26 protein-coding genes and 1 pseudogene are annotated in these 22,765 nt (G+C 62.7%); 14 read left to right on the top strand and 13 right to left on the bottom strand.

The genetic code is table 11. The features are described 5' to 3' along the window. Positions 1-3: 3 nt before the first annotated feature. Positions 4-846 carry an alpha/beta fold hydrolase gene (locus tag IT775_RS18910; protein WP_212702805.1) on the top strand — a complete coding sequence of 281 codons (843 nt, stop codon included), beginning with the start codon at positions 4-6 and terminating at the stop codon, positions 844-846. Here IT775_RS18910 and IT775_RS18905 read toward each other — a convergent pair. The 5 genes from IT775_RS18905 to IT775_RS18885 all read right to left on the bottom strand — a co-directional run bounded on the left by IT775_RS18905 (position 819) and on the right by IT775_RS18885 (position 4,747). Continuing rightward, a complete protein-coding gene (locus IT775_RS18905; protein ID WP_212702804.1) occupies positions 819-1,862 on the bottom strand; it encodes a threonine aldolase family protein in 1,044 nt (347 codons plus the stop codon). The two genes, IT775_RS18910 and IT775_RS18905, sit on opposite strands and share 28 nt — an antisense overlap. After that, positions 1,862-2,320 (bottom strand): YcgN family cysteine cluster protein, encoded by a 459-nt coding sequence (locus tag IT775_RS18900; protein WP_212702803.1) that lies wholly within the window; start codon positions 2,318-2,320, stop codon positions 1,862-1,864. The genes IT775_RS18905 and IT775_RS18900 overlap by 1 nt, the downstream gene beginning before the upstream one ends. Next, positions 2,317-3,255: a bifunctional riboflavin kinase/FAD synthetase gene (locus IT775_RS18895; RefSeq protein WP_212702802.1), complete on the bottom strand. Its 939-nt coding sequence runs from the start codon at positions 3,253-3,255 to the stop codon at positions 2,317-2,319. The genes IT775_RS18900 and IT775_RS18895 overlap by 4 nt, the downstream gene beginning before the upstream one ends. A 71-nt stretch (positions 3,256-3,326) precedes the next feature. Beyond that, complete coding sequence (locus IT775_RS18890) at positions 3,327-3,770, bottom strand: MaoC family dehydratase (protein WP_212702801.1); 444 nt, start codon at positions 3,768-3,770, stop codon at positions 3,327-3,329. A 101-nt stretch (positions 3,771-3,871) separates the two neighbouring features. Beyond that, positions 3,872-4,747, bottom strand: a complete 876-nt coding sequence (locus IT775_RS18885; protein WP_212702800.1) for a TIGR01459 family HAD-type hydrolase — start codon at positions 4,745-4,747, stop codon at positions 3,872-3,874. Positions 4,748-4,881: 134 nt separating this feature from the next. Here IT775_RS18885 and IT775_RS18880 point away from each other — a divergent pair, with 134 nt between their 5' ends. Both IT775_RS18880 and IT775_RS18875 read left to right on the top strand, forming a co-directional pair. Then, positions 4,882-5,040 carry a hypothetical protein gene (locus IT775_RS18880; protein ID WP_212702799.1) on the top strand — a complete coding sequence of 53 codons (159 nt, stop codon included), beginning with the start codon at positions 4,882-4,884 and terminating at the stop codon, positions 5,038-5,040. Positions 5,041-5,289: 249 nt separating this feature from the next. Further along, entirely contained in the window at positions 5,290-5,577 is a 288-nt protein-coding gene (locus IT775_RS18875; protein ID WP_212702798.1) for a hypothetical protein, read from the top strand. 74 nt (positions 5,578-5,651) lie between these two features. Here the strand turns inward: IT775_RS18875 and IT775_RS18870 are convergent, their stop codons facing one another. Together IT775_RS18870 and IT775_RS18865 are read right to left on the bottom strand one after the other, a co-directional pair. Further along, on the bottom strand, positions 5,652-6,572 hold the full coding sequence (locus tag IT775_RS18870) for a manganese-dependent inorganic pyrophosphatase (RefSeq protein WP_212702797.1): 921 nt from the start codon (positions 6,570-6,572) through the stop codon (positions 5,652-5,654). Positions 6,573-6,699: 127 nt separating this feature from the next. After that, on the bottom strand, positions 6,700-7,710 hold the full coding sequence (locus tag IT775_RS18865; RefSeq protein ID WP_212702796.1) for a TraB/GumN family protein: 1,011 nt from the start codon (positions 7,708-7,710) through the stop codon (positions 6,700-6,702). Between the two features lie 98 nt (positions 7,711-7,808). Between IT775_RS18865 and IT775_RS18860 the strand changes: the two genes are divergently transcribed. The 7 genes from IT775_RS18860 to IT775_RS18830 all read left to right on the top strand — a co-directional run bounded on the left by IT775_RS18860 (position 7,809) and on the right by IT775_RS18830 (position 13,519). Next, positions 7,809-8,501: a DUF2161 domain-containing phosphodiesterase gene (locus IT775_RS18860; RefSeq protein ID WP_212702795.1), complete on the top strand. Its 693-nt coding sequence runs from the start codon at positions 7,809-7,811 to the stop codon at positions 8,499-8,501. Positions 8,502-8,687: 186 nt separating this feature from the next. Next, positions 8,688-8,975, top strand: coding sequence for a co-chaperone GroES (locus tag IT775_RS18855; RefSeq protein ID WP_212702794.1), 288 nt, complete (start codon positions 8,688-8,690; stop codon positions 8,973-8,975). A 38-nt stretch (positions 8,976-9,013) separates the two neighbouring features. Continuing rightward, positions 9,014-10,654: a chaperonin GroEL gene (groL, locus tag IT775_RS18850; RefSeq protein ID WP_212702793.1), complete on the top strand. Its 1,641-nt coding sequence runs from the start codon at positions 9,014-9,016 to the stop codon at positions 10,652-10,654. 70 nt (positions 10,655-10,724) lie between these two features. After that, positions 10,725-11,213 (top strand): GNAT family N-acetyltransferase, encoded by a 489-nt coding sequence (locus IT775_RS18845; protein ID WP_212702792.1) that lies wholly within the window; start codon positions 10,725-10,727, stop codon positions 11,211-11,213. Between the two features lie 59 nt (positions 11,214-11,272). Further along, positions 11,273-11,881 carry a DNA-3-methyladenine glycosylase I gene (locus IT775_RS18840; RefSeq protein WP_212702791.1) on the top strand — a complete coding sequence of 203 codons (609 nt, stop codon included), beginning with the start codon at positions 11,273-11,275 and terminating at the stop codon, positions 11,879-11,881. Then, positions 11,881-12,711, top strand: a complete 831-nt coding sequence (locus tag IT775_RS18835; protein ID WP_212702790.1) for a DMT family transporter — start codon at positions 11,881-11,883, stop codon at positions 12,709-12,711. The genes IT775_RS18840 and IT775_RS18835 overlap by 1 nt, the downstream gene beginning before the upstream one ends. Positions 12,712-12,880: 169 nt before the next feature. Beyond that, on the top strand, positions 12,881-13,519 hold the full coding sequence (locus IT775_RS18830) for a phage tail protein (RefSeq protein ID WP_212702789.1): 639 nt from the start codon (positions 12,881-12,883) through the stop codon (positions 13,517-13,519). Positions 13,520-13,612: 93 nt separating this feature from the next. Here the strand turns inward: IT775_RS18830 and IT775_RS18825 are convergent, their stop codons facing one another. Both IT775_RS18825 and IT775_RS18820 read right to left on the bottom strand, forming a co-directional pair. After that, on the bottom strand, positions 13,613-14,542 hold the full coding sequence (locus IT775_RS18825) for an electron transfer flavoprotein subunit alpha/FixB family protein (RefSeq protein ID WP_212702788.1): 930 nt from the start codon (positions 14,540-14,542) through the stop codon (positions 13,613-13,615). Continuing rightward, positions 14,542-15,300 carry an electron transfer flavoprotein subunit beta/FixA family protein gene (locus IT775_RS18820; RefSeq protein ID WP_212702787.1) on the bottom strand — a complete coding sequence of 253 codons (759 nt, stop codon included), beginning with the start codon at positions 15,298-15,300 and terminating at the stop codon, positions 14,542-14,544. The genes IT775_RS18825 and IT775_RS18820 overlap by 1 nt, the downstream gene beginning before the upstream one ends. A gap of 224 nt (positions 15,301-15,524) precedes the next feature. On the opposite strand from IT775_RS18820, the gene IT775_RS18815 reads away from it, so the two are divergent. Next, the gene (locus IT775_RS18815; RefSeq protein ID WP_212702786.1) at positions 15,525-16,022 is read left to right on the top strand and encodes a GyrI-like domain-containing protein; all 498 of its coding nucleotides are present in this window, start codon (positions 15,525-15,527) and stop codon (positions 16,020-16,022) included. A gap of 19 nt (positions 16,023-16,041) precedes the next feature. Here the strand turns inward: IT775_RS18815 and IT775_RS18810 are convergent, their stop codons facing one another. From IT775_RS18810 to IT775_RS18800, 3 genes are all read right to left on the bottom strand, one after another. Continuing rightward, the gene (locus IT775_RS18810; RefSeq protein WP_212702785.1) at positions 16,042-16,614 is read right to left on the bottom strand and encodes a cob(I)yrinic acid a,c-diamide adenosyltransferase; all 573 of its coding nucleotides are present in this window, start codon (positions 16,612-16,614) and stop codon (positions 16,042-16,044) included. Between the two features lie 4 nt (positions 16,615-16,618). Beyond that, on the bottom strand, positions 16,619-16,822 hold the full coding sequence (locus IT775_RS18805; RefSeq protein WP_212702784.1) for a twin transmembrane helix small protein: 204 nt from the start codon (positions 16,820-16,822) through the stop codon (positions 16,619-16,621). A 133-nt stretch (positions 16,823-16,955) separates the two neighbouring features. Beyond that, positions 16,956-17,789, bottom strand: coding sequence for an SDR family NAD(P)-dependent oxidoreductase (locus IT775_RS18800; protein WP_212702836.1), 834 nt, complete (start codon positions 17,787-17,789; stop codon positions 16,956-16,958). A gap of 190 nt (positions 17,790-17,979) precedes the next feature. On the opposite strand from IT775_RS18800, the gene IT775_RS18795 reads away from it, so the two are divergent. Further along, positions 17,980-20,322, top strand: coding sequence for a DNA topoisomerase IV subunit A (locus IT775_RS18795; protein ID WP_212702783.1), 2,343 nt, complete (start codon positions 17,980-17,982; stop codon positions 20,320-20,322). Positions 20,323-20,508: 186 nt separating this feature from the next. Here the strand turns inward: IT775_RS18795 and IT775_RS18790 are convergent, their stop codons facing one another. Next, on the bottom strand, positions 20,509-21,864 hold the full coding sequence (locus IT775_RS18790; RefSeq protein WP_212702782.1) for a cytochrome P450: 1,356 nt from the start codon (positions 21,862-21,864) through the stop codon (positions 20,509-20,511). A gap of 119 nt (positions 21,865-21,983) precedes the next feature. Here IT775_RS18790 and IT775_RS18785 point away from each other — a divergent pair, with 119 nt between their 5' ends. Together IT775_RS18785 and IT775_RS21695 are read left to right on the top strand one after the other, a co-directional pair. Beyond that, entirely contained in the window at positions 21,984-22,541 is a 558-nt protein-coding gene (locus tag IT775_RS18785; RefSeq protein ID WP_212702781.1) for a hypothetical protein, read from the top strand. 147 nt (positions 22,542-22,688) lie between these two features. Then, positions 22,689-22,765: pseudogene (locus IT775_RS21695) on the top strand (GTP-binding protein); the annotation flags it as partial.

Below are 22,765 nucleotides of genomic sequence, written 5' to 3'. Positions count from 1 at the left end.
GCGATGCCGCAGGGAGTGAAGGGCGGGTTCCCGACCTATTGGACAGAATTCGGCTCCGGCCCGCGCGAGGCGCTGCTGATCCATTGCAGCCTGGGCCATTCGGGGGCCTGGGCGGGGATGGCGGCGCATCTAGGCGATATCCTGCACATGACCGCCTTCGACATTCCCGGCCACGGCAGAAGCGGTCAATGGGACCAGCGCGCGCCCCTGCAGCGGGTCGCCACCGACATGGCGGCGGATTTCATCGATCGGCCAATAGACCTGATCGGGCAATCCTTCGGGGCGACCGTGGCGCTGCGGCTTGCAACGGAAAACTCCGGACTGGTGCGATCCCTGGTTCTGATCGAACCGGTGTTCCTGGCGGTTGCTTTTGCCGATGACCCGGACAGCCGGCAACGGCATGACCGCGATCTGGCGGACTATGACCGGGCGATCAAGGCCGGCGACATGATGGCTGCGGCCAAGGGGTATTCCGATGTCTGGGGGGATGGCCGCCCCTGGGACAGCCTGCCGGCGTCCCTGCGCCTGTCGATGGCGGAACGGATTGGCGTGGTCGAACAGGTCGCGCCGGAGGTGGTCGAGGATTCGGCCGGGCTGCTGCGACGCGGCGCGATCGAGGCGCTGGAAATGCCGACGCTCTTGATCGAGGGCGAAAACACGCTCGAATACATCCACCTTATCGTCGCCGGCCTGCACCGGCGCATCGGGAACAGTCGCTGCGAAACGGTCGAAGGGGCAGGGCACATGGCCCCGATCACCCATTCCGGTCGCGTGGCGGAATTGATCCGGTCATTCCTCGATGCCGAAGCGGCTGTGGATCAGCCCTTGGCAGCGGCGAGGAACTGATCAACGCCCTCGGCCCCGATCGACCAGTCGCAGACGAAACGGCCCAGCAGCGGTTCGTTGGGATCGTCACCCTCAAGGTCGCCGTCCATGAGGTAATAATAGGCCCCGGCGTCGAAGACGCGCTGATGCAGCGCGCGCGGCATCTTGGCGAAGATCATGTTGGCCTGCGGTTCGGCGATGAATTCCACCCCCGGCAATTCCCGCATGCCGGCCGCCAGCCGGTCACAGTTGTCGTTCGCCTGCCGCGCGGTTTGCAGCCACAGGTCGCCAGTCAGGTATCCCAGCATCTGCGCCGACAGGTAGCGGTGCTTGGAAAACAGGTGCCCGGCCCGCTTGCGGCGCAGTTCGAATTCCCGGGCGTGCTTCGGATCGAAGAAGATCACCGCCTCGACGCCCATGCAGCCGTTCTTGGTGCCGCCGAAGCTGACCGCGTCGACACCGGCCTTCCAGGTCATTTCGGCGGGCGTGCAACCGAGCGCGACCAGCGCATTGGCAAAGCGTGCCCCGTCCAGATGCACCGGCAGGTCGAATTCCTTGGCAACAGAGCATAGCGCCTCGATCTCGGCCAGGCTATAGACGTGCCCCAGTTCGGTCACCTGGGTGATCGACACCGGCCCGCGCTGCGGGTTATGGACGCTGCCGCCCTTGCTCTTGATCGTGGCGCGCAGCTGCTCCGGCGTCATCTTGTCGGCCTCGCCCACCAGCGTCAGCTTGGCGCCGCCTGTGTAGAACTCGGGCGCGTTGCATTCGTCTTCCTCGATATGGGCGAGCGGGGTGCAGAAAATCGTGTCCCAGGGCTGGCACAGCGTGGCCAGCGCCAGCGAATTGGCCACCGTGCCCGTCGCCACAAGGTAAACCGCCGCATCGGGCGCCTCGAACACGTCGCGGATCATCTCGCGCACGCGGTCCATTTCCGCATCAGCGCCATAGCCGCTGCGATACCCTTCGTTCGCCTTGGTCACCGCTTCAAGAATCTGCGGATGGGTCGGGCCACCATTGTCAGAGGCAAAGAACATCAGGTCGGCTCCTCGATAATATATTCTTCCCAGTCTTCCTCGGGCACTTCGTATTCCGGCACCGTGCGGCCGCGCATCGACACGCCCGCCAGGTGCACGCTTTCCGGATCGCCGCTGACCAGCGGGTGCCAGTCCTTCAGCTTGTGCCCGTTCCACAGCAATTTATAGGCACAGGTTTCCGGCATCCAATAGAGGTTTTCCCCCATGTTCTGCGGTTTCAGAACGATGCATTCGGGCACGAATTGGTGGCGGATCGGGTATTGCGAACAGCGGCAGGTTTCGTCGTCCAGCAAGCGGCAGGCGATGTTGGTCAGCGCCACTTCGCCGGTTTCGTCATCTTCCAGCTTGTTCAGGCAGCATTTGCCGCAGCCGTCGCACAGGGCTTCCCATTCGTCATGGGTCATCTTTTCCAGCGGCACGTTTTCCCAGAACCGTTTGCGCAGTTTCGGCTGGGTCATAGCGCGGCCAGGATGGCGCGCGCCTTGGCGCAGTCGGCGTTCATCTGGTCGATCAGTGCCTCGAGGCTGTCGAACTTTTCCTCTGGGCGCAGGTAATCGACCAGGCCGATGGACAGGTCGGCGCCGTAAAGGTCGCCCTTGAAATCGAACAGGTAGGTTTCGAGGTTGGGGCGGTTTTCCCCGAACATCGGGCGGACACCCATCGAGGCGGCGCCGTGATAGCGCCCCTTGTGCGGGCCATCCAGGATTTCGACCAGCACCGCGTAGACGCCGAATTTCGGCGGATGAATGCCGTCGATCGACATGTTGGCGGTGGGGAAGCCCAATTCGCGGCCGCGCTGGTCGCCGCCGATCACCTCGCCCTCGATCCGGTGCCAATGGCCCAGCATAGCGGCGGCGTCGCGCGGGCGCCCTTCGCTCAGCGCGTTGCGGATCGCGGTCGACGACACTTCGATCCCGTCGCCCGTCAGCAGTTCGGCGATGGTGACGCCGAAGCCCAGCTCCGCGCCGAAGCGTTTCAGGTCCTCGACATCGCCGGCCCGGCCCTTGCCGAAGCAGAAATCGGCGCCCACGACCACGTGTTTCAGCCCCAGCCCGTCATGGATCACCTTCACCGCGAATTCTTCCGGTGTCAGGGACGACAGGATGGCGTTGAAATTCAGTTCATAGAGCTTTTCGACGCCCAACTTTTCCAGCCGGTGCGCGCGTGCTTCGGGCCCCATGAGACGGAAGGCGGGGGCTTTGGGGGCGAAGAATTCGCGCGGATGCGGTTCGAACGTCATCACGCCAAGCGGCGCGCCGATCTTTTCGCCTTCGCGCCGGGCGATTTCGATCACCGATTGATGGCCCAGATGGACACCGTCGAAATTGCCGATCGCGGCGGAGGCGCCGCGATCTTCGTCGGTGACATAGCTGTAATCCCGGATGATATGCATGGCGCAGGGTTAGCCCCGCGCGCAGGCAGGCGCAAGCCTTCTTGCGGGCGGGGCCGTTGCGGGCCGGTGGATTAGTCGAACTTGCGCGACGGGGCCAGCACCGTGGCTTCGCCCATCAGCACCTTCTTGCCGTCGACAAGGCAGCGGCAATCCAGCTTGACCCGGCGTTTGGGAAAGTCGATGTCGATCACCTCGACCTCGGCCGTGACCATGTCGCCGGGGCGCACGGGGGCGAGGAATTTCAACGTCTGACCCATGTAGATCGTGCCGTGGCCGGGAAGCTGTTCGCCGATCACCGCCGAAATCAACCCGGCTGTCAGCATGCCGTGGGCGATGCGGCCGCTGAAGATCGTGTCCTGCGCATAATCGTCGTCCAGATGCACCGGATTGTGGTCGGTCGATACCTTGGCGAACATCTCGATATCTTCATCGGTGACGACTTTGCGCAGATGGCGCGTCATCCCCATTTCGATGTCTTCGATGCAGATCGTTCCGCGTGGCAGGTTGTCCAACATCCGACCCTCCGATTCTCTTTGCGAGCAACAAATTGCCGCCCCGAGGGGCGATTTCGCAACTTTATTACTTTGCAGGCGCAGAAAATCAAGCCCTTTTTCACTCAGCGGAGCTGACCGATCGTATAGTTCGGAGCCGATTTTTCCCTGCTCAGGTAGGCTTCTAACGCTTGCGCATCGGGTTGGTGCGTCGTTTTGGTGTCCTCGCGCGCCAGGCCGCCGGAAATGAACAGGGAATCGATATCCTCGCCCATCGCGCCCTGGATGTCGGTATGCACCCCGTCGCCGATGGCCAGAATGGCGCTGTCACCGATATCGGGATTCAGCGCGGCCAGACGCCGGCGCGCCAGATCATAGATCGGCGGGTGCGGTTTGCCGAAATAAAGGCTTTCACCGCCCATCTGCGTGTAAAGCCGCGCCAATGCCCCGGCGCACCATTCGCGGACCTCGCCACGGTCGACCACGATATCGGGATTGGCGCACAGCAGCTTCAGCCCCTTGGTCTTGGCATAGAGGAAATCGGCCCGGTTCACGTCCGGGTCGGCCATGGGATCGTTCGGGCCGCAGCAGACGATCCCCTCGGCCTCGGTCAGTGGTACCCGGGTGATGTCGACCGGGTTTTCCAGGATATGCAGCGGTTCGAAGAACTCCGCGTCGCGCTGCCATTCGCCCATGAAATAGACCTTATGCCCGACGGCGCCCTCGAACATCGCCGCGCGGGCGCTGTCGCCGCTGGTGGCGATCGTGTCATAGGCATCTTCCGGCACGCCGAAGATTTTCAACTGTTCGACCACGCCCAGACGGGGTTTCGGCGAATTGGTCACCAGAACCACGATGCCGCCTTTCTTGCGATAGGCCTGAAGCGCCGCGACCGCTTCGGGATATGCGGTGACGCCATTGTGGATGCAGCCCCAAAGATCGACAAACAGCGCGTCGTAGCGGTCGGAAACTTCGGAAAGGGCGGAAATGATCTGTGTCATGGGTCGGGCCTGTTATCTGGGTCACCTTGCGGGCGAAGATATGACAGGGGTGCCCGAGCGGCGCCACCCGTAAACTTGGAATTTTACGAGGGACGGATGGAGATATTCGAGATTCATCGGTCAAGCTCGCCGAGTTGTACAAGGACCTGCATTGCGACGGCTGCGGCACGGCGTTGATCGCCGAACCTGAAGAGGTCTGGGCCAAGGCCGGCTGTGGCTATTTCTGCGCCGATTGCCTGGCCAGTGGCGTACATCTGACCCATCCGGCCTGCGACATCGCGCGCCGAGGGTGAGGGGCGGGCGATCAGAGGCGGCGAAAGCGGCGTCTCGCGCCGTGCGGTGCCGTGTGAAGCTGTCTGGCGCGACGCTCTGCCGCCTGCCCGTGGCGGTAAATCGCCTAGGCAGAAGGCGGAAAGCTGCTGTTTTTCGCCTAAGGACGGCATCTTCTTGAGGTATATGATCAAAATAAAAGTTGAATCCTGTATTTGTCTTTTCGGCGTGAAGGCGCAGCAGTAACGAATGTACGTGAAAGGTAAGTCGATATGAAAAAGACGGCTCTGGGTATCTTGATTGCTTTAGGTGTGGCGACGCCGTTGATGGCTTCGCACGCGAACCCCTGGGCCGACGACGATGATATCGTGAATGCGCAATATCATGATGAAAATCAGGAGCAGAGCATCGACACCCTTGGCGAGGACGAGCAGCTGGGCCTGATGGTGCAGGACGTGAACAGCCAAGCCGGTGGCGGCCTCGGCGGGGCCGAGCCGGAGGACGGAACCGGCTACAAGGGCGGGGACGCCAACGGAAACGGACAGGGCGGCCGCGACTGATCCCCCTGTCTGCCAAAGAAAAACACCCGCGGAGATGTCCGCGGGTGTTGTCGTTTTGACGCTCGGGCCTGTGATCAGACCTTGAGGTTCGGAATGATCTGCTTTTTGCGGCTCATGACGCCCGGCAGGACGACGGTGTCGCCGTCCACGGTGGCACCGAAGCTCTTCTCGGCCACGGTTTTGACCAGGTCGTTCGGGACCAGCAGGGTGGCTTCTTCATTCAGGATGTCCACGGCGAACAGCAGGACTTGATCGACGCCGTCTTCCTTGGCGACTTCTTCGAAGGACGCCATCAGGCTGTCCTTGCGGTCCAGCACCAGCTTGGGCGCGGTGGTTTCCAGAACCGAAACGCGGAACTTGGTGCCGTCGACTTCGTATGCCTTCGAATCCATCCGGATCAGTTCGGCATCCGAAAAGGCCGAGATGTCGGATTTCGCTTCGAACATTTCCGACGCGTAGGCGGCGATGTCGATGCCCAGATCGGCGGCCAGTTTTTCGGCCGCTTCACGGTCGTGGTCGGTGGTCGTGGGCGAGCGGAATTCCAGTGTGTCCGACAGGATGCAGCTCAGCGCCGCGCCCTTGATCGCTTCGGGCATCTTGGCGGCGTCGTCGCCCATCAGGTCGACCATGATGGTGGCGGTGCAGGCCAGCGGCCGGATGGTGATGTCGATCGGACCCTTGGTTTCCAGCCCGCCGACCAGCTTGTGGTGGTCGATGATCGCCTGCACGTCGGCATCGTTGATCGCCTCGGGCAGTTCGGCGGGGTTGTTGGTGTCGACGATGACGACCGGCGCGCCGGCTTCGACGCCGGAAATGATTTCCGGCTTGTCCAGGTTCCAGCGCTTCAGAACGAAGGCGGCTTCGGTGTTGGGTTCGCCCAGCAGCTTCGGGGTGGCGGCGACACCTTTCACCTCGTTCAGGTACCAGGCCCAGATAATGGGCGATCCGGTGGAATCGGTATCGGGGGATTTGTGGCCGAAAACCTGGATGGTCATGTCAGAGATTCCTTCATATGCGCGAAAAGGTCTGTTTTGCGCGCCTTATAGAAGGGCTTTGAGCGAATGTCACCCGCCTGCGCGGCCGGTGCGACCTTTGTGCCGCACTGCAGCATTTCGATCTGTCTTAGCCTTCCGACAGCGGCAGCCGGGTGATTGTGAAACCGTGCCGTTCCAGCAATGCCAGCACACCGTTTTCGCCCGGCAGGTGCAGCGCCCCGATGGCCACGAAAGAATCCGTTTGGGCCAGTTCAACCGACAGGGTTTCAGCCCATCCATGGTTCCGGCCGACGATCAGCTTTTCCATCATTTCGTTCAGAAGCGACACGATCTTGTCTCGGTCTTCCGGTTTTGCACCGTAATGGTTGATGGCTTTCGCCGACAGATACTCCCACCCGAGCTGCGTTTGCCCCCGGAAATAGTGGTCGGTCAGGTCGCTGCCGCCCGATATCGCATCGGTCAGCTCGAATTGCAGGCTCCATTTCAGCTCTTCGACCTGCTTTTCCAGCGGATCGCCGGCAAGGAGGCGAAAGACGGCTTTGACATCGTCCAATGACCGTATCGTCAGGTTCCGTTCCTGCGCGGCGATTTCGACCATGCGATCGAGGCCTTTCTTCTTTTGCTTGAGGTCACGGATCGCGCAGGTGGGTATGGCAAGGTTCATGCCCAGGAACCAGGGCCGGTATTTCGCCGCTACGAAGCCCGGTATGCCGCGTGACTTGAGTTGTGGTTGCAGTCGCTTCCAGCTGTCTTCCCCAAGCAGGTCGATCAGGCTGGGGCCTTCGGTCAGCAGGATCAGATCGGGATTGGCGGTCAGATATCTTTGGAATTCCGCTTCCTGTTCGCCGGTCGCTTCAAGGAAAACCTGATCGGCCCGGTCCAGCAGCGGATTCAGGCGGGCAAGCGTGTCCGCATGGCGCGGATCGTAAAGGTGCATCGTGCCAATGATATGGGAGGTGACGCCGTTCTTCTCGACCTGCCACAGGATACCTTCGGGGAAGGGCACGCGGTCAGCGCGCTGCTGCAACGCGCGCTGCTGTTCGCCCGGCAGCGACCAGAACCCGGATTCGCCATCGCAGGCGGCATGAAGCGGGTATGCAAACAGGGTCAAGGTAATGATAAGCCAAAGCCGCAGCACTTGAATTCTCCTTTGCTTTCGAAGGAGGGTAGCAGAATGCGAAACCCCGACAAGGGTGCCGGGCGGCAAGGGTTCGCTTTTGGGTTGCCCCGCCTGCCATGAACCGTTGGAGCGAACCGTTGCGCACTGCGCGAAAATCGAGCGAAACCGAACTCTACACCCCGGTGAAGACGTTTTTCGAAGCCCTCGGATACGAGGTGAAGGCGGAAATCGGCGCCGTGGACGTGGTGGCCATGCGGGACGGCGAAGCGCCGGTCATCATCGAACTGAAGACGGGGTTTTCGCTGACCCTGCTGCAACAGGCGGTGGCGCGTCAGAAGGTCACCGATCAGGTCTATGTCGCGGTGCCGCGCTGGAAGGGACGGGCCGGCTGGCGGGCGTTCAAGGGCAATCTGGCGCTTTGCAAGCGGCTGGGTCTGGGGGTGATTTCGGTCCGGCTGGACGCGGGCGAGGTGCAGGTGCATCACGATCCCGCCCCGTTCCAGCCGCGCAAGGTGAAGAAGCGGCAGGCAACCCTGATGGCCGAATTCGAACGGCGCGAAGGCGATCCCAACAAGGGCGGCGCGGTGCGCCGGGGGCTGGTGACGTCCTACCGGCAGGAGGCGCTGCGCTGCGCCGCCTACCTGGCCGAACACGGCGCATCGAAAGGCGCCGTGGTGGCGCGCGAGGCCGGGGTGAAACGGGCGACACGGGTGATGTCGGACAATCACTATGGCTGGTTCGAGAGGGTGGAAAAGGGCGTGTATGACCTGACGGATGCGGGCCGGGAGGCACTGAACCCTTCGCTTTGAAGGCGGCGTGTCGGCCCCCGTCCCCTCTGGCCAAAAAGCTTCGTCCAATTTTCATATACCGGCTGTTGACTCACCCCTGCCATCTTCCTAACTATGCGCCGTTAGCACTCGACAAGGGTGAGTGCTAACGGCTCTGCTTCATGAGAAGGGAGCCCGGGAGAAACACTGAGCCAAGGAGACTCAGAGATGGCATTTACTCCGCTTCATGACCGCGTGCTGGTTCGCCGCGTTGAAGGCGACGAGAAAACCGCAGGTGGGCTGATCATCCCCGACAGCGCCAAGGAAAAGCCGGCGGAAGGCCTGGTTGTCGCAGTCGGCGCAGGCGCCAAGGACGACGATGGCGATCGCATCGCAATGGACGTCAAGGAAGGCGACAAGATCCTGTTCGGCAAATGGTCCGGCACCGAAATCACCGTTGACGGTGAAGAGATGCTGATCATGAAAGAATCCGACATCATGGGCATCCTGTCCTGATCGTCGCGCAACAGTTTTAAGTAACAGGAGCAAACGATATGTCTGCTAAGGACGTCAAATTCGATACCGATGCCCGCAACCGCATGCTGGCCGGCGTGAACGTGCTGGCCGATGCCGTCAAGGTGACCCTGGGCCCGAAAGGCCGCAACGTGGTCCTCGACAAGAGCTTCGGCGCCCCCCGCATCACCAAGGACGGTGTGTCTGTCGCCAAGGAAATCGAACTGGAAGACAAGTTCGAAAACATGGGCGCGCAGATGGTCAAGGAAGTGGCCAGCCGCACCAATGACGAAGCCGGTGACGGTACCACCACCGCGACCGTTCTGGCTCAGGCCATCGTGAAAGAAGGCCTCAAGCAGGTTGCTGCCGGCCTGAACCCGATGGACCTGAAGCGCGGCATCGATCTGGCCACCGACAGGGTTGTCGCGTCGATCAAGGAAATGGCCCGCGAAGTCAAAGACTCGGCCGAGGTTGCCCAGGTTGGCACCATTTCGGCCAACGGTGAAGCCGAGATCGGCCAGCAGATCGCGGACGCGATGCAGAAGGTCGGCAACGAAGGCGTTATCACCGTCGAGGAAAACAAGGGTCTGGAAACCGAGACCGTTGTCGTCGAAGGCATGCAGTTCGACCGCGGCTACCTGTCGCCCTACTTCGTGACCAACCCCGACAAGATGATTGCAGATCTGGAAGACTGCATGATCCTGCTGCACGAGAAGAAACTGTCGTCGCTGCAGCCGATGGTTCCGCTGCTGGAATCGGTGATTCAGTCGCAAAAGCCGCTGCTGATCATCGCCGAGGACGTTGAAGGCGAAGCGCTGGCGACCCTGGTCGTCAACAAGCTGCGCGGCGGTCTGAAAATCGCAGCCGTCAAGGCACCGGGCTTCGGCGATCGCCGCAAGGCCATGCTGCAGGACATCGCAATCCTGACCGGCGGTCAGGTGATCAGCGAAGACCTGGGCATGAAGCTGGAATCGGTGACCATGGACATGCTGGGTTCGGCCAAGAAAGTCACCATCACCAAAGACGAAACGACTGTCGTCGACGGCGCTGGCGAAAAGGCCGAGATCGAAGCACGGGTCGCCCAGATCCGCACCCAGATCGAAGAAACCTCTTCGGACTACGACCGTGAGAAGCTGCAGGAACGCGTGGCCAAGCTGGCCGGCGGTGTTGCCGTGATCAAGGTTGGCGGCATGACCGAAGTGGAAGTTAAAGAGCGCAAAGACCGTGTCGACGATGCTCTGAACGCGACCCGCGCTGCCGTTCAGGAAGGCGTGATCGTCGGTGGCGGTGTTGCCCTGGTTCAGGCCGGCAAGTCGCTGGACGGCCTGGAAGGCGCCAACTCCGACCAGAACGCCGGTATCGCCATCGTGCGCCGCGCGCTGGAAGCACCGCTGCGCCAGATCGCGGAAAACGCTGGCGTCGACGGCGCTGTCGTGGCCGGCAAGGTTCGCGAATCGGACGACAGCTCGTTCGGCTTCAACGCTCAGACCGAAGAATATGGCGACATGTTCTCCTTCGGCGTGATCGACCCGGCGAAAGTGACCCGGACCGCTCTGGAAGACGCGTCCTCGGTTGCTGGCCTGCTGATCACCACCGAAGCGATGGTCGCGGACAAGCCGTCGAAAGACGGCGGTGGCGCACCGGCGATGCCCGACATGGGCGGCATGGGCGGCATGATGTAAGTCACGCCTTCCATCTCGGAAGACATTGGGGCAGCCTTCGGGCTGCCCCTTTTCGTAGGAGGAGAACAAGATGGTAGCCCAGGGCGATTTCCACCGGGAACTGCGCAAAGGCGAAGAGGCGAAGGTCGACCGATTGCTGCAACGTGCCTTCGGCGGGCAGGACGAGGTCAGGCTGGTGCACAAGCTGCGCAAGTCAAAGGCGATGGCGGGCGAAATGGTGGTGCCCGTCGGGGATGACATCATCGGGTATTATGCTTTGTCCTGGATCCGGGCGCCGAAAAACTGGCTGTGCCTGGCGCCGGTCGCCGTCGATCCCGATTGGCAGGGGCAAGGGCAGGGCAAGCGGATGATGGGATTGCTGAGCGAATGGGCGCGCCTGACCGGCACTTATGTCGTCGTTCTGGGCGAAGTGGCTTTCTACGAGAAGGGGGGCTTCAGCCAGTCCCGCGCTGCTAACCTGCAAAGCCCATTCCCGATTGAATACACGCTGATCGCGGGCCCCGGCAACGATGCCCCGTCGCAGGAGCTTCGCTATCCCGCCGCGTTCGACGGTTTGTGAGTTGAGCGGACGCCGGTCGCTGGATACGTTACTATCGACGCGCAGCGGGAGAGGACGCCATGAGCAAGCTGATCGAAGGGCCGGATGGCAGGCCGCGCTGCAAGTGGTGCGGCGACGTGCCGGAATTCTACCCCTACCACGACGATGAATGGGGCTATCCGGTGGGCGACGATGTCCGGCTGTTCGAAAAGCTGTGCCTGGAAAGTTTCCAGTCGGGGTTGAGCTGGCGCACCATTCTGGCCAAGAGGGAAAACTTCCGCCGCGCCTTCGACGGTTTCGATTTCAACAAGATGGCCGGATACGATGACAGCGACGTGGAGCGGTTGTTGCAGGACGCGGGTATCGTCCGTCATCGCGGCAAGATCGAGGCGGTGATCAACAATGCCCGCCGGGCGCAGGAGCTGGTCGCCGAAGAAGGTTCGATCGCGCGGTTCGTGTGGGGATATGAACCCGATCCGTCGGAGCTTGGGGAGCCGCAAACGCAGTCAACCTCGCCCGCCTCCGCCGCCCTGTCCAAGGACCTGAAAAAACGCGGTTGGAAATTCGTCGGCCCGACCACGGTTTATGCATTCATGCAGGCGATGGGGCTGATCAACGACCACGCCGAGGGATGCGCGATGCGGGCCAAGGCGGCCGCCGCACGCAAAGCGTTCGAGAAGCCGCTCTGATGCGGTTGTTCGGGATCACCGTGCTGACCATGATCGCCTTCGCGGCGAATTCCGTGCTGAACCGGATGGGATTGGTTCAGGCGGGGCTGGACCCGGTGCTGTTCGGAACCGTCCGGCTGGCGGCCGGTGCCGCGATGCTGGCGGTCCTGTCCTTCGCCCTGCACGGCGGGGTGCCGCTTGGCGGGCGGGGACGGCTGATCGGGGTGCTGTCGCTGACCCTCTATGTCTTCGGATTCTCGCTTGCCTATACGGCGCTCGATGCGGGAATCGGCGCGCTGGTCCTGTTCGGCATGGTGCAGGTCACGATGTTCGCGGGCGCGCTTTGGCTGGGCGAACGGGTACCGGTGATACGCTGGGCTGGGGCGGCGGTGGCCTTTGCCGGGCTTGTCTGGTTGCTCTGGCCCGGTGGCGGTGTTGCTCTGCCGCCCTTGCAGGCCGGGATGATGGTGTTGGCCGGGATCGGTTGGGGCATTTATTCGCTGAACGGTCGCGGGGCCGGGGACGCTTTGCAGGCGACCGCGGCGAATTTCGTGCTGGCCGTGCCAATCGCTTTGCTGTTGTCCCTCGCAATCGGTGTCGGGGGCGCCAACGCGGCGGGGATCCTGTTGGCGATCCTGTCGGGGGCGGTGACCTCCGGGCTGGGCTATGCGCTTTGGTACACGATCCTGCCCGCGCTTGGCGCAACAAGGGCGGCGGTGGCGCAGCTGACGGTGCCGGTGATCGCGATCGCGGGCGGGGTTCTGTTCCTCGGCGAAGTGCCGTCTTTGGGCTTCCTGCTGGCGGCGGCGGTGGTGCTGGCGGGCGTGGCCCTGTCCAGCCTGGCACGGTGACATCCAAGGCAACCGGTGCATCCGCCAAGTTTCAGCAGCCCCGGTGACCGGGGGGCAGATATTAACCATCTTTTTGAATTTTCTTGGCCGGAAATGGCGCGTCGCCTTAGGGTTGATTTGCTTGCAGTTAATCCTGCGTTAAAATTGATTAATCTTCAGGAGAAATCTTATGCGTTTTCCGCTGGTTCCTTGTGTCTTGGCGAGTTTGTCTGGTTTGATCGCTGCCCCCGCACAGGCAGGACCCGATCCCTATATCGGGGATATCATCATGGTGGGGCAAAATTTCTGTCCGCGCGGCTGGCTGGAAGCCAATGGCGATCTTCTGGCGATTTCCTCGAACACGGCACTTTTTTCGCTATTGGGGACCATATATGGCGGTGACGGACAAACGACCTTCGCCCTGCCGGATCTGCGCGGCCGTGTCCCCCTCGGCATGGGGCGAGGGCCTGGCCAGCCAGCATTCATTCAGGGTGAGAAGGTCGGGGTCGGTCAGACCACGTTGACCACGCTGCAGTTGCCGTCGCACAACCACACCGCAAGCAGCACGGCCACGTCTGAAATGCATGCGACCACGGCGACGGTGAATGCTGCCACGCCGCAAGGAAACAAGCTGGGCGAATTTGCCAGTGGCAATACCTACAATTCCGGCGGGGCGCTGGACTCTACGCTGGAAGCCGGGGTGGTGACCACGCAGGTCACCACAACGATCGGCAATACCGGGGGCAGCCAGTCGGTGTCGCTGTATCAGCCGTCGCTGTCGATGAAGTTCTGCATTGCCACCGTGGGAGTATATCCCCCTCGTCCGTGACCCTGAGGTCGCCAAGCCGCATGGGCATGGTGCCGCGCAATAAGAAAAGGCCCGCCGTTTGGCGGGCCTTTTGTATTCGCTTTGAAACGGGGATCAGCCCAGTTTCTCGGTCAGTTCCGGCACCGCTTCGAACAGGTCGGCGACGAGGCCGAAATCGGCGACCTGGAAGATCGGCGCCTCTTCGTCCTTGTTGATCGCGACGATGATCTTGGAATCCTTCATCCCGGCAAGGTGCTGGATCGCACCCGAGATGCCGACGGCGACGTAGAGTTCCGGCGCCACGACCTTGCCGGTCTGGCCCACCTGCCAGTCGTTCGGGGCGAAGCCCGAATCGACCGCGGCGCGCGATGCGCCGACGGCGGCGCCCAGCTTGTCGGCCAGCGCTTCGATGATCTTGAAGTCTTCTTCCGAGCCAACGCCGCGGCCACCCGATACGACGATGCCGGCCGAGGTCAGTTCCGGACGATCGCTTGCGGCGACCTTGTCCTCGACCCATTCCGACAGGCCTTCGGAGGCGCCCACGGTGGCGGTTTCGACCGAAGCCACGCCGCCTTCACCAGCCGCGTCGAACGACGAGGTGCGGAAGGTGATGACCTTCTTGCCGTCCTTCGATTTCACCGTCTGGATCGCGTTGCCGGCATAGACCGGGCGTTCGAACGTGTCGCCGTCGACGACGCCGGACACGTCCGAGATCACCATCACGTCCAAGAGCGCCGCAACGCGCGGCATGATGTTCTTGGCGTCGGTGGTCGCGGGCGCGACGATGTGGTCGTAATCACCCGCCAGAGACGCGATCAGCGCCGCGGTGGGTTCGGCCAGGCGATGCCCCAGCGACGCGTCCTCGGCGACCAGAACCTTGGCGACGCCATCGATCTTGGCGGCTTCGGCACCGGCATCGGCGGCCGATGCGCCTACGCAAAGCGCGGTCACGTCGCCCAGAGCCTTGGCGGCGGTGACGGCCTTGGCGGTTGCGTCCAGCGCCAGCGCGCCGTCGGTGACTTCAGCAAGCAGGAGAACAGCCATTACACGACTCCCTTTTCTTTCAGTTTCGCGACCAGCTCGTCGACCGAACCGACGATCTCGCCGGCCTGACGTGCCTCGGGCTCGGTGGTCTTGACGATTTCCAGGCGCGGGCTGACATCGACGCCGTAATCGGCGGCAGTCTTTTCATCCAGCGGCTTCTTCTTCGCCTTCATGATGTTGGGCAGCGATGCATAGCGCGGCTCGTTCAGGCGCAGGTCGGCGGTGACGATCGTGGGCATCTTGACCTTGATGGTCTGCAGACCGCCATCGACTTCGCGGGTGACAACGGCGGTGTCGCCGTCGATGTCCACTTCCGATGCGAAGGTCGCCTGCGACCAGCCCAGCAGAGCCGACAGCATCTGGCCGGTGGCGTTCATGTCGTTGTCGATCGCCTGTTTGCCGGCGATGACCAGCCCGGGCTGTTCTTCGTCGATCACACCCTTGAGGATCTTGGCGACGGCCAGCGGTTCGATGTCCGTGTGCACGTCATCGGCGGCAACCACCAGGATGGCGCGGTCTGCGCCCATGGCCAGCGCGGTGCGCAGGGTTTCCTGCGCCTGCTTGACGCCGATCGAAACGACGACGACCTCTTCGGCCTTGCCGGCTTCTTTCAGGCGGATCGCCTCTTCGACGGCAATCTCGTCGAACGGGTTCATCGACATTTTGACATTGGCAAGATCGACACCGCTGCCATCCGCCTTAACACGGACTTTCACGTTATAGTCGATCACACGTTTGACAGGTACAAGCACCTTCATTTGCGCGGTCTCCCTTCAGGTGTTTAAGGGAGAGCGAAACGACTCCCCCGAATACTATCGGCCCTTTGTTATATTCTTGCGCAGCTGTGAAACAGGGCAAAATCGTCACGTTAGCGCCAACCGACGTCGCGTTTTTCGGTTTCCGGGCGGGTGTACAGAAAAAAATCGGGCACGGGGAAGAGAAATGGCGACGCTGTCAGTCTATCCGATATAAAGAAAAGACCATGGTCTTTATTCTGCCTTCGCCCGAAATCGTCGACATGACCGAATTGACCATCGTTGGTCTGGGGGGCGAATATTGTCTCGAAACCCGGGACGAGATTCCAAGGCTCTGGTGGCAGTTGCAATCGGAACGCCACCCGATCCAGCAGGGGGTCAGGGCGACGACCTATGGTGTTTTCCAAAACGTTTCCGCCGATGCGCCGTTTGCCTACTATGGCCGTTTCTTTTATCTCGCGGGCGTCGCTGCCGGGAAGGACGAAGTGGTGCGTCGCCCGTATTACTCGGCGGTACTGAAAGGCGGGCGCTATGCCGTGTTCCGCTTCACCGGGTCCTATTCGGAAATGACACGGGCATTCGACACCGTGATGCTGCGCTGGCTACCGGAAAGCGAATGGAAGCTGGACAGCCGGGAGGTTTTCGAACGCTACCCGTCCTACAGGATTGGCGACAAGGATCTGCCGATGTTCGAAGTCTGGCTGCCGGTGTCGGAAAAGGCGTGAGCGGGGCCGGCGCGGCGGCTTAGCGGTTGGCGCCGGGCACCCACAGAATATCCGACCGGCCGTGATCGTTGGCCAGTCGCGCGGCAACGAAGAACCAGTCGGACAACCGGTTGAGGTATTTCACCGCCGCAGGGTTGACCTCTTCCACGCTGGCCAGTTCCACCGACAGCCGCTCGGCTCGGCGCGCCACGGTGCGGCACAGGTGCAGATGCGCCGACAGCGGCGATCCGCCCGGCAGGATGAAGCTGCGCAGCGGTTCGAGGTTCTTGTTCATCACGTCGATTTCGGATTCCAGCCGCGCGACCTGGCTGTCGACCATGCGCAGGGGCGGGTATTCGGCGTCGGCATCCTTGTCCATTTCCGGGCGGCACAGGTCGGCGCCGAGGTCAAAGAGGTCATTTTGCATCCGGCCGAGCGCCGCGTCGATGTCGCCATCCGCGTGCAGCCGCGCCAGGCCCAGCGTGGCGTTCAGTTCGTCCACCGTGCCATAGGCGGCCACACGGGGGGAATGTTTTGGCACGCGGCTGCCGTCGCCGAGCGCGGTGTCGCCCTTGTCGCCGGTGCGGGTGTAAATCTTGTTCAGAACAACCATCGTGTCAGCCTCCGCGCCGCAGCCAGACAAAAAGCAGGACCAGCACGACCGCCACGAATTGCGCCGCGATTCGCAGGCGCATGATCTTGTTGGCGTGTTTGCGGTTGAATTCGCCACCCTTGGCGAAGCCGCCGATCCCGATCATCAGGATCACCACCACGCCGAGACAGGCCGCGGCGACAACATAGAAAAGCGGATCGTCCTTCATCTGGCTTGGTCCTTCCTTTTGCCTGTTCCTGATGTAGAGGCATGAGCGGCAAAAGCGAACCGTTTATTTGGTCGCGGGGCCGCTCGGCGTGAAGGCCGGCCTTGCGGTGGCCGCCGGTTTCGGGCGTCGCCCGTTATCCCTTGGCCAGGATCCAGTCCAGCGCGCGGGTGGGCAGAACGCGCCGCAGCCCTCCCATCAGATAAGTCGGCGTTGTCACGTAGTAGCGCGGCCGCGGATTGTCGCTTTCCAGGATTCGGATCAGCTTGGCGGTGACCGCAGAGGCGGGCAATTCGAAGAAGTCCTTCTTGCCGCCGTCGTTATACAGCCGCTTGAGCAGCGTATCGCGATACTGCTCGGCGCGCGGGCTGTTTTCCCAGTCGATCCATTTCTCGAAATGCGCGATCGAGTTCCTGCGGATCTTCGACGTGACCGGCCCCGGTTCGATCAGCACCACCTTGATGCCGGTGCCACGCATTTCAATCCGCAGCGTGTCGGTCAACCCCTCAAGCGCGAACTTGGTTGCGTTGTAGGCGGCCCGCCACGGCGCCGCGACCAGCCCGAGGATCGAGGAACAATTGACGATATGGCCATGCCCCTGTGCCCGCATCACCGGGATCACCCGGCGAGTCAGGTCGTGCACGCCGAAGAGGTTGACCTCGAAAATCTCGCGCAGCGCGCCGCGCGGCAGGTCCTCGGCCGCGCCGGGGCTGGCGAAGGCGCCGTTGTTGTAAAGTGCGTCCAGCGTGCCGCCGGTAGCCTCCAGCACCTGCGCCAGCGCCGCTTCGATGCTGGCCTCGTCGGCATAATCCAGTCGAACCGTTTCCAGCCCCTCGGCCGCCAACCGGTTGCAATCCTCCTGTTTCCGGCAGGACGCGAAGACCCGCCAGCCATGCGCTTTCAGCCCATGCGCCGCGTCATAGCCGATGCCGGAAGAACAGCCCGTGATCAGAATGGATTTCGCCACAATTCCCGCCTCGATATCCTTGCCCGCCGATTGCCCACAAGAGCTAGGCGATTTGCCCTGCCGGTGCAAATGCTGCTGAACCGGTCACGGTTCAGTCCCCCCGCCTGTGCCGGCGGCGCCACGCGCATTTCTCGGGTGCATTTCCGCGCGTCCTGCTCTTGTCGTGTCTTTGCGGCAAGGGTACACAGCATCTATGAGTGATCTGATCGAAGACCCCAACATGGACCCGCAGGAAGTGTCCGAACCGTTGCGCCGTGCCATCGGCGAACGTTACCTGACCTATGCGCTGAGCACGATCATGCACCGGGCGCTGCCCGATGCGCGCGACGGGCTGAAGCCGGTGCACCGGCGCATTCTCTATGCGATGCGCGAATTGCGGCTGTCTTCGTCGGGGGGATTCCGCAAATCGGCGAAGATTTCCGGCGACGTGATGGGCAATTACCACCCGCATGGCGACGCCGCGATCTATGACGCGATGGCGCGTCTGGCGCAGGATTTCAACGTCCGTTACCCGCTGGTCGACGGTCAGGGCAACTTCGGTAATATCGACGGCGACAACCCGGCTGCCAGCCGATACACCGAAGCCCGGATGACCGCCGCCGCCGAGGCGCTGCTGGAGGGGCTGAACGAAAACGCCGTCGATTTCCGCGAAAACTACGATGGCACGCTCAGCGAACCGGTGGTGTTGCCGGCGGCCTTCCCGAACCTGCTGGCCAATGGATCGTCCGGGATCGCGGTGGGCATGGCCACGAATATCCCGCCGCACAATATAGAGGAACTGATCGGTGCCTGCCTGCACCTGATCAAGACGCCCGATGCGCGCGATGAGACGCTGCTGAACTACGTGCCCGGCCCCGATTTCCCCACCGGCGGGGTGATCGTCGAGCCGCGCGAAAACATCGCCCGGGCCTATCGTACCGGGCGCGGGTCGTTCCGGCTGCGCGCCAAGTGGGAGGTCGAGGATCTGGGCCGCGGCACCTGGCAGGTGGTGATCACCGAGATCCCCTATCAGGTGCAGAAATCCAAGTTGATCGAAAAGATCGCCGAGCTGATCCAGACCAAGAAGGTTCCGATTCTCGCCGATGTGCGCGACGAATCGGCCGATGATATCCGGCTGATCCTCGAACCGCGGTCGAAGAATGTCGATCCGCAGGTGCTGATGAACATGATGTTCCGCAGCTCGGACCTGGAAATCAAGTTCTCGCTGAACATGAACGTTCTGATCGACGGCGTGACGCCGAAGGTCTGTTCGCTCAAGGAAGTGCTGCGCGCCTTCCTCGATCACCGCCGCGACGTGCTGCAGCGCCGCTCGAAGCACCGGCTGGACAAGATCGACCACCGGCTGGAAGTGCTGGAAGGCCTGATTATCGCCTTCCTCAACCTCGACCGGGTGATCGACATCATCCGCTATGACGATGCGCCGAAAGACGCGCTGATGGCGGAAAACTGGGGCCTGAAACGGGCCCGCGCGACTTCCGAGGCCGATTACGTGTCGCCGCTGCCCAGCTCCGGCGAGGGCGAGTTGAGCGAGGTTCAGGCCGAGGCGATCCTCAACATGCGTCTGCGCAGCCTGCGCCGTCTGGAGGAAATCGAGCTCAACCGCGAACGCGACGCGCTGCTGGAAGAGCGCGAGGGCCTTTTGGCGCTCCTGGACAGCGAAGACCTGCAATGGGCGAAGATCAGCGAGGAACTGAAGGAAACCCGCAAGCAGTTCGGCCGCGGCTATCCCGGCGGGGCGCGCCGCAGCCAGTTCGCCGAGGCTGCCGAGGTGGAAGAGGTGCCGCTGGAAGCGATGATCGACCGCGAACCTATCACCGTGGTCTGTTCGCAGATGGGCTGGATCCGCGCGATGACCGGCCATATCGACCTGAACCGCGAGCTGAAGTTCAAGGACGGCGACGGGCCGCGCTTCATCTTCCACGCCGAAACCACCGACAAGCTGCTGGTCTTTGCTTCCAACGGGCGCTTCTACACGATCCAGGCCGCCAACCTGCCCGGCGGGCGCGGCATGGGCGAACCGCTGCGGCTGATAGTCGATCTGCCCAACGAGGCCGAGATCATCGACCTGTTCATCCACAAGCCGGGCCGCAAGCTGCTGGTCGCCTCCTCCGAAGGCAACGGGTTCATGGTGACCGAAGATGACGTGCTGGCCCAGACCCGGACCGGCAAGCAGGTGCTGAACGTCAAGGATGAGGTGAAGGCGCAGATCGTGCGCCCGGTGGAGGGCGATCACGTTGCGATCGTAAGCCAGAACGGCAAGTTCCTGGTCTTCCCGGTTGCCGAGTTGCCCGAAATGACCCGGGGCAAGGGCGTGCGGCTGCAGAAATACAACATGGCGCGCGGCCGCCAGGGCACGCTGGAACTCGATGGCGGGCTCAGCGATATCACAACCTTCACCTGGGACGAGGGGCTGAGCTGGGAAATGGGCGGCGGCAAGACGCGGCACGAACCCGACATGTCCGATTGGCTGGGCAAGCGGGCGGGCGTCGGCAAGAAGCCGCCCTACGGCTTCCCGCGCAGCTTCAAGTTCAAGTAGGCGCAATCGAATTGTGCGCGCCCTTGGCGCGCGCATGTTTGTCTCGTCTCCGGCCTGCGGCCTCCGCCTCGGGGCTGCCCCCGGCGGGGATATCTGAAAAAAGGAGAAGCCATGGGGCGCCCCCTGTTTCTTCTTTTCGTAAATATCCCGGGGGAGACGCCCGCAGGGCGGCGGGGGCAGCGCCCCCTAGGCCGGTTCCGCCTGCAGCCAGACCCCGCCTTCGGGGCGCAGGGTGATGATCATCACCGGTTCCGGATCGCGCCCCGGCACGGGGGTGAAACGGAACCGCGCCAGCAGGGTGGACAGGATGATCACCGCTTCCTGCAGCGCGAAACTGGCCCCGATGCAGATGCGCGGTCCGTCGCCGAAGGGCAGGTAGCTGTAGCGTCGGATCGCCTTGCGGTCGGCGAAGCGTTCCGGGCGGAACGCGTCGGGGTCGTCCCAGTGCAGATGGCTGCGATGCAGCGCGTAGATCGGCAGGATTACCGTATCGCCCGGCCGGATTTCGCGGTCTGCCAATCTGTCGGATTTCAGCGCGGTGCGCGACACCATCCCGGCGGGCGGGTAAAGCCGCAGCGCCTCGTCGATGATCATCCGGATGAAGGGAAGGTCGGCCAGATCATCGGCCGTGGCCGCTCGGCTGCCCAGCACCGATTGCGCCTCGGTCCGGGCCCTGTCCTGCACCTGCTGGTCGAAGGCGACGAGGTAGAGCGCCCAGCCCAGAGTCAGCGCCGTGGTTTCGTGCCCGGCCACGATGAAGGTCAACAGGTTGTCGCGCAATTCGCCGGTCGTCATCCGGCGTCCGGTTTCCGGGTCTTCGCCCTGCAGCAACAGGTCGAGAAGGTCGGGCACCCCGTCATGGCCGTCGCGGCGGCGCGCCTCGATGCTGGCATCGGCGAAGGCTTTCATCTCGTTCAGGTGGCGGCCCGACATCATCCGTGCCGGGCGCGGCACCCAGTCGGGCAGGCCGAGGATGTCGAACAGGGACACGCGGCCGGCCGCCGCGATGTAGCCATCTATGGCGCGGTGAACCGCGTCGCGGTCGAAGCCGCCGCTGCCGGAAAAGGTGACGTCGCTGATCACGTCGAAGGTTGCGCGCACCATTTCATCGGCCATGTTGATGGCTTTGGGGCCGTTCCGGGCCACTCGCGTCGCCGCGCGTTCCGCCGCCGCGGTCATGATCGGGGCCAAGTTGGTCACGTTGCGGTGGGAAAAGGCTGGCGCGGCCGCGCGCCGTTGCCAGCGCCAATGCGCCCCTTCGGCGACGAACAGGGATTCGCCGATCGCCGGCCGCAGCAGGTTCTTGGTGACCATCGATTTCGGGTAATCGTCCAGCCGGTCCAGCAGGACCCGCCGAATCGCGTCCGGGTCCATCACCATGTGCCAGCGCTTGCCGGTCTTGCCGCTGACCATCGGTTGCCTTGTGGCGATGTCGGGAATGATCGACAGCACGTTGCGGCGTGCGGCGTTGAGGCTTTTCAAGATGCCCCAGGGTTCGCGCACCAGCGGGACGTGAACCGGGATCGGCGGGGTCTGATGCATGTCGGGCCTCCTGTGGAGTTCATTATAGGCGGCGGAAGCCCGGCGGCAAACCGGCCGCGCGGATTGCAAGGCGGGCCGGGCCGGTCTATGCCAGGGGCACGCTGAACAAGGAGTTGCCCATGCTGTCCCGTTTCGCTGCGCTGATCGCGCTGGTGTTCGTCACCGCCTGCACCAATGCCAACGATCTGGACGAGGCGCCGGTCGGGCTGGGGGATTTCAGGCTGGGACACGATATCGTCGTTGCCCCCAACGCGGTGAAAGGACCGCTGTCGCGGGAGGCCAGCGCCGAGGAGTGGCAGGCGGCGCTGACCGCGGCGATCGGGGAACGGTTCGGACGGTACGAGGGCGACCGGCTGTATCACTTCGCCACATCGGTCGAAGGCTATGTTCTGGCGCAGCCCGGCATTCCGGTGGTGGCGTCGCCGAAATCGGTGCTGATCATAAATTTCACCGTCTGGGACGATGCCAAGGGTGTGAAGCTGAACGAAACGCCGGAACAGCTCACCGTCCTTGAAACGCTGTCGGGGGCGACCGTCCTGGGGTCGGGCCTGACCCAGTCGAAAGAGGTGCAGATGCGGAATCTCAGCCGTAATACGGCCAAGGTGATTCAGAATTTCCTGGTGAAAAAGCACGAAGAGGAGGGCTGGTTTGCCCCGCAGCTGGCGGTGGAGGGCTGAAACCCGGCCGAAACCGCTAAGAAATATGGCGCTTTGCGGGGGCTTGGCCGCAACGCGACGCTTGATTTTCCTTTCCAAAACCAATAAACGGCCCGCGATGATTTAACCGGGCCAGACGGGCCCCCAAACCACGAGGCGCCTTTTAAGATGGCAAAGGAAAAGTTTGAGCGTAGTAAACCTCACGTCAACATCGGCACGATCGGCCACGTTGACCACGGCAAGAC

The organism is Thalassovita aquimarina, assembly GCF_018219815.1.
GTDB lineage: Bacteria > Pseudomonadota > Alphaproteobacteria > Rhodobacterales > Rhodobacteraceae > Thalassobius > Thalassobius aquimarinus.
This window is presented reverse-complemented; position numbering and strand designations above follow the sequence as displayed.

What these genes read in the sequence shown, in the direction of transcription:
- IT775_RS18810 (WP_212702785.1), bottom strand. Translation starts at nt 16,614, where the DNA reads ATGGTTGTTCTGAACAAGATTTACACCCGCACCGGCGACAAGGGCGAC.
- groL (WP_212702793.1), top strand. Translation starts at nt 9,014, where the DNA reads ATGTCTGCTAAGGACGTCAAATTCGATACCGATGCCCGCAACCGCATG.
- IT775_RS18845 (WP_212702792.1), top strand. Translation starts at nt 10,725, where the DNA reads ATGGTAGCCCAGGGCGATTTCCACCGGGAACTGCGCAAAGGCGAAGAG.
- IT775_RS18795 (WP_212702783.1), top strand. Translation starts at nt 17,980, where the DNA reads ATGAGTGATCTGATCGAAGACCCCAACATGGACCCGCAGGAAGTGTCC.
- IT775_RS18870 (WP_212702797.1), bottom strand. Translation starts at nt 6,572, where the DNA reads ATGACCATCCAGGTTTTCGGCCACAAATCCCCCGATACCGATTCCACC.
- IT775_RS18805 (WP_212702784.1), bottom strand. Translation starts at nt 16,822, where the DNA reads ATGAAGGACGATCCGCTTTTCTATGTTGTCGCCGCGGCCTGTCTCGGC.
- IT775_RS18885 (WP_212702800.1), bottom strand. Translation starts at nt 4,747, where the DNA reads ATGACACAGATCATTTCCGCCCTTTCCGAAGTTTCCGACCGCTACGAC.
- IT775_RS18830 (WP_212702789.1), top strand. Translation starts at nt 12,881, where the DNA reads ATGCGTTTTCCGCTGGTTCCTTGTGTCTTGGCGAGTTTGTCTGGTTTG.
- IT775_RS18910 (WP_212702805.1), top strand. Translation starts at nt 4, where the DNA reads ATGCCGCAGGGAGTGAAGGGCGGGTTCCCGACCTATTGGACAGAATTC.
- IT775_RS18815 (WP_212702786.1), top strand. Translation starts at nt 15,525, where the DNA reads ATGGTCTTTATTCTGCCTTCGCCCGAAATCGTCGACATGACCGAATTG.
- IT775_RS18825 (WP_212702788.1), bottom strand. Translation starts at nt 14,542, where the DNA reads ATGGCTGTTCTCCTGCTTGCTGAAGTCACCGACGGCGCGCTGGCGCTG.
- IT775_RS18875 (WP_212702798.1), top strand. Translation starts at nt 5,290, where the DNA reads ATGAAAAAGACGGCTCTGGGTATCTTGATTGCTTTAGGTGTGGCGACG.
- IT775_RS18895 (WP_212702802.1), bottom strand. Translation starts at nt 3,255, where the DNA reads ATGCATATCATCCGGGATTACAGCTATGTCACCGACGAAGATCGCGGC.
- IT775_RS18785 (WP_212702781.1), top strand. Translation starts at nt 21,984, where the DNA reads ATGCTGTCCCGTTTCGCTGCGCTGATCGCGCTGGTGTTCGTCACCGCC.
- IT775_RS18820 (WP_212702787.1), bottom strand. Translation starts at nt 15,300, where the DNA reads ATGAAGGTGCTTGTACCTGTCAAACGTGTGATCGACTATAACGTGAAA.
- IT775_RS18900 (WP_212702803.1), bottom strand. Translation starts at nt 2,320, where the DNA reads ATGACCCAGCCGAAACTGCGCAAACGGTTCTGGGAAAACGTGCCGCTG.
- IT775_RS18840 (WP_212702791.1), top strand. Translation starts at nt 11,273, where the DNA reads ATGAGCAAGCTGATCGAAGGGCCGGATGGCAGGCCGCGCTGCAAGTGG.
- IT775_RS18790 (WP_212702782.1), bottom strand. Translation starts at nt 21,864, where the DNA reads ATGCATCAGACCCCGCCGATCCCGGTTCACGTCCCGCTGGTGCGCGAA.
- IT775_RS18860 (WP_212702795.1), top strand. Translation starts at nt 7,809, where the DNA reads ATGAACCGTTGGAGCGAACCGTTGCGCACTGCGCGAAAATCGAGCGAA.
- IT775_RS18835 (WP_212702790.1), top strand. Translation starts at nt 11,881, where the DNA reads ATGCGGTTGTTCGGGATCACCGTGCTGACCATGATCGCCTTCGCGGCG.
- IT775_RS18855 (WP_212702794.1), top strand. Translation starts at nt 8,688, where the DNA reads ATGGCATTTACTCCGCTTCATGACCGCGTGCTGGTTCGCCGCGTTGAA.
- IT775_RS18890 (WP_212702801.1), bottom strand. Translation starts at nt 3,770, where the DNA reads ATGTTGGACAACCTGCCACGCGGAACGATCTGCATCGAAGACATCGAA.
- IT775_RS18905 (WP_212702804.1), bottom strand. Translation starts at nt 1,862, where the DNA reads ATGTTCTTTGCCTCTGACAATGGTGGCCCGACCCATCCGCAGATTCTT.